Raw genomic sequence first — 12,661 nt, forward strand, 5'->3', positions numbered from 1 at the left:
CAGATGACCGACGAGGACAGGCGACCACTGCTGGTGGGCACGGTGACCCTCGACTACCTGCACGAGGGCGCGATCGGGCGGGCCGTGTCGCCCGCGATCCTGCGCTGGGGCGGCGTGGTCCACAACGTCGCCTGTGCGACGGCGGCGCGCGGCGGCCGGCCGCTCTTCGTCACCGCCGAGTACACCGGTGACCTGGGCCGAGCGGTCGCCTCGCACCTGGCGGAGCACGGGGTCGAATGGCTGCCCCTTCCCGTCCAGGCGCCGCTGCCGGTGTTCGAGGCGGAGCTGGCGGACGGCTCGGTCGTGGACAAGCACTTCGTCGGGCAGGAGGCGCTCGACCTGCTGACGCCCGAGCTGCTCACCGCGCATCGCGAGCTGCTGGACCGGGCCTCGGTCGTGGTCGCCGGCACCGACGCGCACCCGGCCACCCTGGGCTGGCTCTGCGCCGCCGCCCAGGAGCGCGGCCTGCCGTTCTGGCTGCTGTCGGCCGACCCCACCGAGGTCCACAAACTGGTGCCGCAGGGCCGGCCGGCCGACTTCGTCGCGCTCAACGCGCGCGAACTCTGCCGCTGGGCCGGAAGCGAACTGACCGAGGATCAGATGATCGCAGCGGCAGGCAAGCTGGTGGCCGACGGAGGACACTGCCTGCTGACGCTGGGACACCAGGGCTCCCTCCTGGTCGCCACGGACGGCACCGAACCGATCCGGCAGCCCGCGGTCACGGTCGGCAGCCACGGCCTGGTCACCGTCGGAGCCGGCGACGTGCTGTTCGGCTGCCTGCTGACCGGTCGGCTGGCCGAGCTGGACTGGCGCCGAGCCCTGGCCGAGGCAACGGCGCTGACCTCGGCCTTCCTGGTGGAGGACGGCTCCCGGGCGGCTCCGTACTACGCGCTGCGCCCGAAGCCGGCCAACCCCTGAGGTGGAGCGTCGCGGTGCCCCAGGCCGGTACTCGGCACCGAAGAGATCCACGTCCGCGACGTCCAGATCGGGCAGTTCATCGGACATTTGGCCGGACACGCGGGGCGGGTCCTCATGATGGCGTTCTGCGAGGATCCTGATCGTCTGATGTCGGCAGCAGCCGATGGAACGGTCAGGCCCTGGTCACTCGGCCACTGGCGGCCACACCGTTGACCAAGCCAATGCCGTGCCGCTAGCGGATCCTGGCGACGGCCGACGAGGAGAAGGACAAGCCTGAACATGCCCACCGCACCCGTGATCCTGAGTGGCACCCCCGGTTCCTTCGCCTGGGGTGTCTTCTACGAGCGGCACCCGAAACTCATCCAGCAGGTGCTCGACGCTCTGCCGTACGGGCCGACCGAGCGGGCAGCGATCGAGCAGCTCCTCTCCGAGAGCACCAGCGGCGTACTGGAGCCGCTCAACGAGAGCGCCCACGATCACGAGCAGTGGTTGGGGTGGGGCGAGGGTCTGTTCGGGCGGCCGTGGGGCGAGGCGCCGTTCCTGTGGGCCGAGAGCTACTTCTACCGCAGGCTGCTCGAAGCCACCGGCTACTTCCGCCCCGGGGCCTGGCAGGGCATCGACCCGTTCGCGCCGTTCAAGAACGCCGAACTGGCCGGCCCGGCCGTCGACTCCGAGCTGGCGGCTCTCAGCGACCTGTCCTCTCTTTCCACCGAGAAGCGAGCCGAGGTGCTGCTCTCATCAGCGCTCTGGGGCAACCGGGCGGACCTCAGCTTCCAGATCACTACCTCGGCCGGGGACACCCAGCCCTCCGCCCTGATCGCAGACGACAGCCCGCTCCTGTGGTCCACCCTGGCCGCTGCGAGCAACCCGAGGGTCTGCGTCATCGCAGACAACGCCGGGCGGGAGCTGCTGCCCGACCTCGTCCTGGTCGACCACCTCCTCACGAGCGGGTTGGCCGCCGAGGTCGTCCTATACGTCAAGCCCTCCCCCTACTACGTGTCGGACGCGACCACCGCCGACGTCCTCGCCACCATCGAGCGTCTTCGCACCGCGCCCGAGCAGGAGGCGGAACTGATCGGCCGTCGGCTCTGGCAGGCGATGAACAGCGGCACGCTCGTGGTCCGCACGCACCAGTTCTTCTGCGCGCCACTGCCGTTCCACGACATGCCCGCCGACCTCAGGGCCGAGCTCTCCGGTGCCACGATGACAATCGTCAAGGGCGACCTCAACTACCGCCGCCTCGTCGGGGACCAGCTCTGGGACGCTACTTCGCCGTTCGCAGAGCGGGCCGACCACTTCCCGTCCCCGGTGGCTGCCCTGCGTACGTTGAAGTCAGACGTCATCGTCGGCCTCAACGGACCGGTGGTCGCCAGGCTGGACGCCACAGGGGAGCCATGGCGCACCAGCGGCAAGTACGGCCTCATTCAGGCCCACGCGCAGACGTAACACCGGTGCGGGGCCGTTGGAGAATCGGTCTTGAGCGGCGTCGGGCGGCGAGAACGTGGCCAGCTGGCACCAGCCTCGCTCGCACACCGCCATCGGATCGCGCGATCTCCGACATCGGGGATCAGCGCAAGCAGATCACCTCTACGGTGACGATGCGACCAGCGTCGATAATTCCCACGCACTGCTGCTGAAGGCATGCGCCACCGTGGAACGGGAGACGGCAACCCGCCTGTGAGGGGCCGATCAACCTACGGCTTTGTGGAGAGCGGCGATCAGGTTGAGTGTTGACGTGACCAGTTGCAGGACGGCGGGGGCGCCACTGCACAGTTCCCCGATACGGGTCAGCATGCCCTTGGCGAGGACGCGGCCGTCCGGCTCGTCCAGGTTCTGCTGATCGGCTACATCCAGAAAACCGACGCACTGGTCGATGGCGGAGATTCGGCCGCGTTCCTGCTCCAGGAGCTGGCCCAGCTGATCGGCTATGGCTGTGGCTGCCTGGGGGTCCGCCGGAGCGATCTGCTGGCTCTGGCTGGAGTTGGTGGCGCCGGGCTGGTTCTGCACGTTGGTCATAACACCTGAGTTGGTGATGCCCGAGCCGGCCGCGGGGACGTTCTTCCTGTTGGGAGTCGTTCGAGGAGATGTACCGCGGCCTCGGATTCGATGGCCCCTTCCGGTACGTCAAGACAACAAGAAAGCCCCAGGCCACTGGCCTGGGGCTTTGCGCTGAGCGGGCGACGAGAATCGAACTCGCGCTATAAGCTTGGGAAGCTCATGTTCTACCATTAAACTACGCCCGCGTGACGAGCCGTCAGTAACCGCTCGATCATGCATCATGCTACCCCATCCCGCGGCTGGAACCGGCATCGCTTGTGGAGAGGTGGGGGTGGTGCGGCGAGCCGTCGTGGGGGGTGTCCGGAAGGTCCCCTAATGTGACGGTGGCCTGCGGTGGCGGTGGCCGGTTGGGGTCCGCTGTGCCGGGGGTGCGGTGTTGGGGAAGGCGTGGGAAGGGGATCGATGGAGGAGCGCACCGTCGTTCGTTGTGCCGAGGGGCACCTGTTCAGTACCGGTTCGTTGCCGTTGCAGAATCTCGGGGCCGGGCGGCTCGGGCCCGGGCGGTTGATCAGGTGTCCGAGATGTGGACGGATGCGCAGCTCGGTGCCGGCTGATGTGAGCACGCTGTCGGCGCCGCAGTTGGAGCGGGCGTTGCGGCTGGAGGCCGCTGAGCTGTCGTTCTGAGGGGCGGCGGCGCGGGTGCGGGGGTGGGCACGATTGGGAGTCCGTGCTCACCAGCACGTAACCTCGAAGCGTGCTGCTCTCTGATAAGGACATTCGTACCGAGATCGACAAGGGTCGGGTCGCTATCGACCCCTTCGACCCTTCCATGGTTCAGCCGTCCAGCATTGATGTGCGGCTGGACCGCTTCTTCCGGGTGTTCGAGAACCACCGCTACCCGCACATCGACCCCTCCGAGGAGCAGCCGGACCTCACCCGGCTGGTCGAGCCGGAGGGCGATGAGGCGTTCATCCTGCATCCGGGCGAGTTCGTGCTGGCCTCGACGCTCGAGGTGATCAGCCTGCCCGACGATGTCGCGTCCCGGCTGGAGGGCAAGTCCAGCCTCGGGCGGCTCGGGCTGCTCACGCACTCGACGGCCGGGTTCATCGACCCGGGCTTCAGCGGGCACGTGACGCTGGAGCTGTCGAATGTCGCGACGCTGCCGATCAAGCTGTACCCGGGGATGAAGATCGGGCAGCTCTGCCTGTTCCGGCTGTCCTCGCCCTCCGAGCACCCGTACGGTTCCGCGCGGTACGGCTCGCGCTACCAGGGGCAGCGCGGGCCGACAGCGTCGCGTTCGTACCTGAACTTCCACCGCACCGACGTCAAGTAACGAGCCGGGGCAGGATCAGAGCAGGCTCAGAGCGGGCTCAGACCCGCTTGGGGCGGGTGACGGCGGTGAGTTCGCTGCCGTCCTGCGAGAGGGCCAACTCCGTTCGCAGTTCGGCGAGCTGGCCCAGCCGGTGCAGGTGGGTGCCGCCGCAGGCGATCTCGGCGGGGCCGTCCGGGAGCTCGCAGTGCCAGCGGCGCCGGGCGGTCAGCTGCAGGCCCGGGACCTCGATCCGGACGGGCGCGTCGGCCGCGACCCAGGCCGCGAGCCGCGCGTTGACGTCCGCGGCGATCGCGGGCAGCGCGTCGGCCAGTGAGGGGAGCTCCTCGGCGGCCTCGGCGGTGAAGCCCTTCTTGCGCAGCGACTTGCCGAGCCGGTAGACGTCGGTGCTGGCCTCGGTGTCCATCACCGAGGACGCCATCGCGAGGCTGTCGAAGTCGGGGTTGCCGAAGGCGTCGGAACGCCCCGGGTCCTTGCGCCAGCGCGGTGCGAGCGCGGCGTTCAGGGCCAGCGCCAGCAGGTGGCAGCCGGTGTGCGCGGCGCTGAGGGCGGCCCGCCGGTGGGCGTCCACCGCCAGCGTGACGGGCTGGCCGGGAGCCGCGTCGCCGGGCGCCTCGGCCAGCACGTGCAGCACCAGCCACGACCACGCCTCGTCACCGCGACGGACCGGGATGTCCGCGCCGACGAGCAGCTCGGGGCTCTCCGGACCCACTGCGGCGGTCAAGCAGTCCACCACCGGCAGCTCGACGCCGGCCAGGGTCAGCGTGCCGGTGTCGGCGGGCTGGTCGGGCCAGGTGTGGTCGAGCGGGTGGAAGGGCGTGGCGGCGGTGACGACGCCGAACCGGCCGTCAGCAAGCGGGTGGACCGCGAGCACGGTCGACTCGCCGGTCACCGCCCCGGCGGGGAAGCTGACCTGGGTGGTGGGGAGGGTCATTCGGTGGCTCCATGCAAGGGGGAGAACAGCAAGGGGGAAGGGGGAAAACAGCAAAAAGGGGGACGCGGAAAGGGTCAGCCGAGGGTCGGGAGCTTGACCATCACCAGCAGCGCCAGCAGCTGCAGCGAGGCCGCGCCGAGCGCCTTGCCCCACGGCAGGTCGTGAATCCGGCGGACCATGCTGGTCAGCAGGAACCCGCAGAGCACCCAGCTGGCCAGGCCGACGACCTGCACGACGACGTTGCTGGTCGGCAGCACCAGCGCCAGCAGCAGGCGCGGCACGTCCGTGGTCCAGCCGACCAGGACCGCCAGGCCGATCGTCGACTGCCAGGGGCCGTCGCCGCCCAACTGCCTCGCCAGCGCGTACGTCACCGCGCCGAGCATCAGACCGGCCAGCGTGAAGCCGATCGCCGCGCCGGCGAGCGACCAGGCGGCGATGGAGAACGCCGAGTTGACCACTTCGTCGTGGGTGTCGCCGAAGCCGAGCACGGCCAGCAGGCCGTAGCAGAGCGAGACCGTGAGGGCGGGCAGCCAGGCCTGGTGGTCGCGCATCTGGTCGAAGGTCCTGGACGGCGAGCGGTAGATGCCGGCCAGCAGCGGGCGCCAGGCCAGCCGCGGACCGCCGGCCCGCGGCGAGGTGCGACCGCCGGCCCGGTAGGTGGCGACGTTGTCGCGCCCGCGCTCGGGCCCGTACCCCGACTGCGGGACGGACCGCGGGACGGACTGCGAGCCGTACGGCGGGACGGACTGCGAGCCGTACGGCAGGACGGGCTGCGGGCCGTACGGCGGGTACGGGGCCTGCCCCTGGTCGCCGACCGGGAAGGCCCGGGTGTGGCCGGGGCTGTCGCTGCCGTAGCCGCCGTCCCCGCGGTACGGGTCGTGCGGCGACGGTGCGTCGAAGTACTCGGGCTCGCCGCCGCCCCACCCGTTGTCATATCCGTTGCCAGCCACCCTCCGAAGGTACCCGGAAAGGCGGGCCGGAGCCCGGTCGATCAGGCAATACGCGGACTTTGCAGCACGCCTGTGACGCACAGGCCGATGCGGCGGTGGTCGGCCGACTACTGCTGCAGCACCGAGCCGTGCACCGCCGCGGCCGTGGTCTGGCCGGCCGGGCAGCCGCCGGGGCCCGCCGTGGTCCGCACCGCGCCGACCGGCAGCAGGACGCCGCAGGCGATCCGGATCCCGTTCGGCAGCTCGTTGTCGGACTCGACGGTCGCGCCGTCACCGATCACGGCGCCGTCCAGCGAGGTGCGGGCGCCGACGGTCGCGTACGCGCCGACGATCGAGTCCTTCACGTAGGCGTCCGCGTCGATCACCGCGCCCGGCAGCACGACGCTGCCCTCGACGATCGCGCCGGCCCTGACCACCGCGCCGGCCGCGACGACCGTGCCGCAGCTGAGCACCGCGGCCGGGTCCACGGTCGCGCCGTCCAGCAGCAGCGCGTCTCCGGTCGGGCCGGGCACCGCCGGGGAGTCGACCTTGCCGAGCACCAGATCGGCGGAGCCGCGGACGAACGCGGCCGGGGTGCCGAGGTCCAGCCAGTACGAGCTGTCGACCACGCCGCGCACCAGCGCGCCGGTCTGCAGCAGCTCGGGGAAGGTCTCGCGCTCCACCGACACCGGGCGACCGGCCGGGATGCGATCGATCACCGAACGAGTGAACACGTAACACCCGGCGTTGATCTGGTCAGTGACGATCTGCTCGGGGGTCTCCGGCTTCTCCAGGAACTCCAGCACCCGGCCGGCCGCGTCGGTGGGCACCAGGCCGAACGCCCGTGGGTCCTCGACCCGGGTGAGGTGCAGCGTGACGTCGGCGCCGGCAGCCACGTGGCCGTCGCGCAGCGCCGCGATGTCGAGGCCGGACAGGATGTCGCCGTTGAAGATCAGCACCGGCTCGTCGGGACCGCAGGTCAGACCGGCCGCGGCGTTGCGGATCGCGCCGCCGGTCCCGAGCGGCTCGACCTCGGTGAGGTAGACCAGCTCGATGCCGTACGGGGTGCCGTCGGCGAAGTGCTCCTCGAAGACCTCGGCCAGGTAGGAGGTGGCCAGCACCACGCGGGTGACCCCGGCGGCCGCGGCCCGGGCGAGCTGGTGCGCGATGAACGGCACGCCGGCGACCGGCAGCATCGGCTTCGGGGTGTGGGTGGTGAGCGGGCGCAGCCGTGTGCCCTGGCCACCGACCAGCATGATCGCTTCGGTCATGGTGTGCTTTCTCCCCTTGCGTTCCGGTCAGCGACCCGGCCTGTGGAGTGGTGCCAGGGCCATCGCTTCGGTGCTTGATCTGCCGCCACGTACTGGTGGCCACGGGTCCCAGGTATCACAGGCTTATCCCGACACGGTATACGCGACGTATCGGTGCAAGCAGCCTGCCCCGGGCGATATCGCCCGGGGCAGGCATCATATGTGAGCGTCCAAGCCGCGGGCACATTCACGCATGCGGCGCAGCTGCGACGTTGATGTCTAGACCTCCACGACCTCCGCCGACTCGGCCGGCGCCTCCGGCAGGGCCTTCACCGAGTCCAGCAGCAGCTGCGCGACGTCGACCACCTTCAGGTGCTCCTTGGCCGCGCCCTCGTTCTTCTTGCCGTTGACCGAGTCGGAGAGCATCACCAGGCAGAACGGGCAGGCGGTGGAGACGATGTCGGGGTTGAGCGACAGCGCCTCGTCCACCCGCTCGGTGTTGATCCGCTTGCCGATCCGCTCCTCCATCCACATCCGCGCGCCACCGGCGCCGCAGCAGAAACCGCGCTCCTTGTGGCGGTGCATCTCCTGCTGGCGCAGACCGGGGACCTTGTCCATGATCTCGCGCGGCGGGCTGTAGACCTTGTTGTGGCGGCCCAGGTAGCACGGGTCGTGATAGGTGATCAGACCCTCGACCGGGTTGACCGGCACGAGCTTGCCCTCGTCGATCAGGTGCTGCAGCAGCTGGGTGTGGTGGATGACCTCGAAGTGGCCGCCCAGCTGCGGGTACTCGTTGGCGAGGGTGTTGAAGCAGTGCGGGCAGGTGGCGACGATCCGCTTGGTCGGCGCGTCCTCCAGGGCCGCGTTCAGCGTCTCGACGTTCTGCGCGCCGAGCATCTGGAAGAGGAACTCGTTGCCGAGCCGGCGCGGGGAATCACCGGAGCAGGTTTCCTCCTTGCCGAGGATCGCGAACTTGACGCCGGCGGTGTGCAGCAGCTCCGCGAAGGCCTTGGTGGTCTTCTTCGCGCGGTCCTCCAGCGCGCCGGCGCAGCCGACCCAGTAGAGGTACTCGACCTCGGCGGGCTCGATGTCCTCACCGATCACCGGCACCACGATGCCGGTCTCCTTCTTGAGCTCCTTGACCCAGTCGAGGCGGGCCTTGGTGGCCATGCCCCACGGGTTGCCCTTGTTCTCCAGGTTCTTGAGCATCGTCCCGGCCTCGGTCGGGAACGAGGACTCGATCATCACCTGGTAGCGGCGCATGTCGACGATGTGGTCGATGTGCTCGATGTCGACGGGGCACTGCTCGACGCAGGCGCCGCAGGTGGTGCAGGACCACAGGACGTCGGGGTCGATGACACCGTTCTCCTCGGCCGTCCCGATCAGCGGGCGCTCGGCCTCGGCGAGCGCGGCGGCCGGGACGCCGGCGAGCTGCTCGGGGGTGGCCTTCTCGTTGCCCTCGGCATCCTTGCCGCCGCCGGCCATCAGGTACGGCGCCTTGGCGAAGGCGTGCTCCCGCAGGCTCATGATCAGCAGCTTGGGCGACAGCGGCTTGCCGGTGTTCCAGGCCGGGCACTGCGACTGGCAACGCCCGCACTCGGTGCAGGTGGAGAAGTCGAGGATGCCCTTCCAGGAGAAGTGCTCGACCTGCGAGACGCCGAAGACTGCGTCCTCGGACGGGTCCTCGAAGTCGATCGGGGCACCGTCGCTGGTCATCGGCCGCAGCGCGCCGAGCGCGACGGAGCCGTCCGACTCACGCTTGAAGAAGATGTTGAAGAACCCGAGGAAGCGGTGCCAGGCCACGCCCATCGACGGGTTGAGCCCGATCGTGGTCGCCCAGGCGAAGGAGATCGTGATCTTCAGCATCGCGAAGATGTAGATCAGGTTGACCAGCGTGCTGTGCGCCAGGCCGTGGAAGGCGGCGACCAGCGGGTACGAGATCAGGTAGCGCGCCTCGTAGGAGCCGACGCCGGCCATCGCGCCCTCGACGCCGCGCAGCAGCATGATGCAGAGGCCGATGCCGAGGATCGTGTACTCGACGTAGAAGGCCTGCCAGGCGATCGAGCCGGCGAACCGCGACTTGCGGCCGGAGCGCGAGGGCAGGCTGAGCACCCGGATCACCATCAGCACGATGATGCCGAGCGTGGTGAAGGTGCCGACGAACTCGGTGAACAGCTCGTACGGCAGCCAGCCGCCCAGCACGGGCAGCACGAACTCGGCGTTGAAGAGCTGCCCGAACGCGGTGACCAGGGTGAGCAGCAGGGGTGTAGAAGCCGATCGCGACGAACCAGTGCGCGACGCCGACGACGCCCCACTTGTTCATCCGGGTGTGGCCGAGGAACTCGGTGACCACCGTCTTGACCCGCTGGGCCGGCTTGTCGGTGCGGGTGGCGTCCGGCTGGCCGGTCTTCACCACTTGGTAGATGTACATGCCCGCACGGGTGGCGAGCGCGATGCCGATCACAGTGGTGACCAGCGAGATGACGATCGCTGCTAGCTGCATCGGCTCTCCGTCTCCTGCGGTGCGAGGGCCATAAGCGGAATCCCTGGGGGATGAGGGCACAACGTCCCCCACCCGGCAGTGTACTCGCCGGTAACTTAATCAGGGGACCGGGGCGGACACTACCGCGCGTTAACGCCGGTTCAGAAGATGCACAAGGTATGGCGACAGTCACGCAGGCTGCCCTCACCCGGATGGGCCACTCCCGGGCGCCACATAAGGGCGCAATAAAGTTGAGCGCCAGGGACTCATCCCTGTTGACGCCCCCGGAAGCGTCAGGCATGCTTGAGCCCGTAAAGCTCAACTTCTTCATGGAGGTATTCACGATGGCACGCGCGGTCGGTATCGACCTCGGCACGACGAACTCGGTCGTCAGCGTTCTCGAAGGCGGTGAGCCCACCGTCATCACCAACGCCGAGGGTGCCCGGACCACGCCGTCCGTCGTCGCCTTCGCTAAGAACGGCGAGGTGCTCGTCGGCGAGGTCGCCAAGCGCCAGGCGGTCACGAACGTGGACCGCACCATCCGCTCGGTCAAGCGCCACATGGGCACCGGGTGGAAGATCAACCTGGACGGCAAGGACTTCAACCCCCAGCAGATCAGCGCCTTCATCCTGCAGAAGCTGAAGCGGGATGCCGAGTCGTACCTGGGCGAGACGGTCACCGACGCCGTGATCACCGTCCCGGCCTACTTCTCCGACTCCGAGCGCCAGGCGACCAAGGAGGCCGGTGAGATCGCGGGCCTCAACGTCCTGCGCATCGTCAACGAGCCGACCGCCGCCGCGCTGGCCTACGGCCTGGACAAGGACGACCAGACCATCCTGGTCTTCGACCTCGGTGGCGGCACCTTCGACGTCTCGCTGCTGGAGATCGGCGACGGCGTCGTCGAGGTGAAGGCCACCAACGGTGACAACCACCTCGGTGGTGACGACTGGGACCAGAAGGTCGTCGACCACCTGGTGAAGGTCTTCCACTCCGGCCACGGCGTGGACCTCTCCAAGGACAAGATGGCGCTCCAGCGCCTGCGCGAGGCGGCCGAGAAGGCCAAGATCGAGCTCTCCTCGTCCTCCGAGACCTCCATCAACCTGCCCTACATCACGGCCTCCGCCGAGGGCCCGCTGCACCTGGACGAGAAGCTCACCCGGGCCCAGTTCCAGCAGCTGACCGCGGACCTGCTGGAGCGCTGCAAGCACCCGTTCCACAACGTGATCAAGGACGCCGGCATCTCGCTCTCCGAGATCGACCACGTCGTCCTGGTCGGCGGCTCGACCCGTATGCCGGCTGTCGCCGAGCTCGTCAAGGAGCTGACCGGCGGCAAGGACGCCAACAAGGGCGTCAACCCGGACGAGGTCGTCGCCATCGGTGCCGCGCTGCAGGCCGGTGTCCTGAAGGGTGAGGTCAAGGACGTCCTGCTGCTCGACGTCACCCCGCTGTCCCTGGGTATCGAGACCAAGGGCGGCATCATGACCAAGCTGATCGAGCGCAACACCACGATCCCGACCAAGCGCTCCGAGATCTTCACCACGGCCGAGGACAACCAGCCGTCGGTGCAGATCCAGGTCTACCAGGGCGAGCGCGAGATCGCGGCGTACAACAAGAAGCTCGGGATGTTCGAGCTGACCGGCCTGCCGCCGGCCCCGCGCGGCCTGCCGCAGATCGAGGTCACCTTCGACATCGACGCGAACGGCATCATGCACGTCGGCGCCAAGGACCTCGGCACCGGCAAGGAGCAGCGGATGACCGTCACCGGTGGCTCCGCGCTGCCGAAGGACGACATCGAGCGCATGATGCGCGAGGCCGAGCAGTACGCCGAGGAGGACCACAAGCGTCGCGAGTCGGTGGAGACCCGCAACCAGGGTGAGCAGCTCGTCTACTCGACCGAGAAGTTCATCGCGGACAACACCGACAAGCTCCCGGCCGACGTCAAGACCGAGGTCGAGACGGCGATCGGCGAGCTCAAGGAGGCCCTGAAGGGTGAGGACATCGCGGTGATCCGCGAGGCCACCGAGAAGGTCTCCACCACCGCCCAGAAGCTCGGCCAGGCGCTCTACGCCAACGCCGACGCCTCCGGTGCGGCCGGCGCCGAGGGCGGCGAGAACGTCAACTTCTCGAAGGAGGACGACGTCGTCGACGCCGAGATCATCGACGACGAGAAGCCCAAGGGCGGTGCCGCATGACGGAGAAGGCGCAGGGCGTGGAGCCCGGCGACGACTCCAACGCCGATGAGGCCGTCCTCAAGGCCGCGGAGGAGGCGCTCAAGGGCGTCTCCGACGAGGCCGAGGGCGAGGGCGAACTCGCCGCTGCCAAGCGCGAGTTGACGGAGCGGACCGCTGACCTCCAGCGTCTGCAGGCCGAGTACCAGAACTACCGCAAGCGGGTCGAGCGCGATCGTGCGACGGTCCGTGAGATCGCGATCTCCACGCTGCTGGAGAACCTGATCCCGGTGCTGGACGACATCGGCCGGGCCCGCGAGCACGGCGAGGTGACGGGCGGCTTCAAGTCGGTCTCCGACAACCTGGAGACCGTCGTCGCCAAGCTGGGCCTGCAGCAGTTCGGCAAGGAGGGCGAGCCCTTCGACCCGAACCTGCACGAGGCGCTGATGCACAGCTACTCCTCGGACGTCACCGAGGACACCTGTGTGCAGGTGCTCCAGCCCGGCTACCGGATCGGCGAGCGGATCATCCGCCCGGCGATGGTGGCCGTCGCGGAGCCGCAGCCGGGCGCCCCGTCGACGGGCGGATCGGACTCGGAGGCCCCCGAGGCTGACGGTGCGGCCGACAACTGACACGCTGTGTGCTGCGGGGC

9 protein-coding genes, 1 tRNA gene and 2 pseudogenes are annotated in these 12,661 nt (G+C 69.2%); 6 read left to right on the plus strand and 6 right to left on the minus strand.

All coding sequences use genetic code 11. The features are described 5' to 3' along the window. Positions 1-3: 3 nt before the first annotated feature. Positions 4-918 carry a PfkB family carbohydrate kinase gene (locus P3T34_RS19940; RefSeq protein WP_280667387.1) on the plus strand — a complete coding sequence of 305 codons (915 nt, stop codon included), beginning with the start codon at positions 4-6 and terminating at the stop codon, positions 916-918. Positions 919-1,197: 279 nt separating this feature from the next. Further along, a complete protein-coding gene (locus P3T34_RS19945) occupies positions 1,198-2,364 on the plus strand; it encodes a damage-control phosphatase ARMT1 family protein (protein WP_280667388.1) in 1,167 nt (388 codons plus the stop codon). A gap of 243 nt (positions 2,365-2,607) precedes the next feature. Here P3T34_RS19945 and P3T34_RS19950 read toward each other — a convergent pair whose 3' ends face one another. Beyond that, positions 2,608-2,934: a hypothetical protein gene (locus P3T34_RS19950; protein WP_280667389.1), complete on the minus strand. Its 327-nt coding sequence runs from the start codon at positions 2,932-2,934 to the stop codon at positions 2,608-2,610. A gap of 156 nt (positions 2,935-3,090) precedes the next feature. Then, positions 3,091-3,161 (minus strand) — tRNA-Gly (locus P3T34_RS19955). Positions 3,162-3,378: 217 nt separating this feature from the next. Here P3T34_RS19955 and P3T34_RS19960 point away from each other — a divergent pair. Further along, entirely contained in the window at positions 3,379-3,600 is a 222-nt protein-coding gene (locus tag P3T34_RS19960) for a hypothetical protein (RefSeq protein WP_280667390.1), read from the plus strand. A gap of 70 nt (positions 3,601-3,670) precedes the next feature. After that, positions 3,671-4,249, plus strand: a complete 579-nt coding sequence (gene dcd / locus P3T34_RS19965; RefSeq protein ID WP_280667391.1) for a dCTP deaminase — start codon at positions 3,671-3,673, stop codon at positions 4,247-4,249. A gap of 37 nt (positions 4,250-4,286) precedes the next feature. On the opposite strand, the gene P3T34_RS19970 is transcribed toward dcd, so the two are convergent. The 4 genes and pseudogenes from P3T34_RS19970 to P3T34_RS19985 all read right to left on the minus strand — a co-directional run bounded on the left by P3T34_RS19970 (position 4,287) and on the right by P3T34_RS19985 (position 9,862). Next, positions 4,287-5,180, minus strand: coding sequence for a metal-dependent hydrolase (locus P3T34_RS19970; protein ID WP_280667392.1), 894 nt, complete (start codon positions 5,178-5,180; stop codon positions 4,287-4,289). A gap of 74 nt (positions 5,181-5,254) precedes the next feature. After that, the gene (locus P3T34_RS19975) at positions 5,255-6,130 is read right to left on the minus strand and encodes a Yip1 family protein (protein WP_280667393.1); all 876 of its coding nucleotides are present in this window, start codon (positions 6,128-6,130) and stop codon (positions 5,255-5,257) included. A gap of 176 nt (positions 6,131-6,306) precedes the next feature. Beyond that, positions 6,307-7,380, minus strand: a pseudogene (locus P3T34_RS19980) (NDP-sugar synthase); the annotation flags it as partial. Between the two features lie 258 nt (positions 7,381-7,638). Then, positions 7,639-9,862, minus strand: a pseudogene (locus tag P3T34_RS19985) ((Fe-S)-binding protein). A 323-nt stretch (positions 9,863-10,185) separates the two neighbouring features. Here P3T34_RS19985 and dnaK point away from each other — a divergent pair. After that, positions 10,186-12,033: a molecular chaperone DnaK gene (dnaK, locus tag P3T34_RS19990; RefSeq protein WP_280672241.1), complete on the plus strand. Its 1,848-nt coding sequence runs from the start codon at positions 10,186-10,188 to the stop codon at positions 12,031-12,033. Beyond that, a complete protein-coding gene (gene grpE, locus P3T34_RS19995) occupies positions 12,030-12,641 on the plus strand; it encodes a nucleotide exchange factor GrpE (protein WP_280667394.1) in 612 nt (203 codons plus the stop codon). Before dnaK ends, grpE begins: the two co-directional genes overlap by 4 nt. Positions 12,642-12,661: the final 20 nt, after the last annotated feature.

It is taken from the genome of Kitasatospora sp. MAP12-44, assembly GCF_029892095.1.
Taxonomy (GTDB): domain Bacteria; phylum Actinomycetota; class Actinomycetes; order Streptomycetales; family Streptomycetaceae; genus Kitasatospora.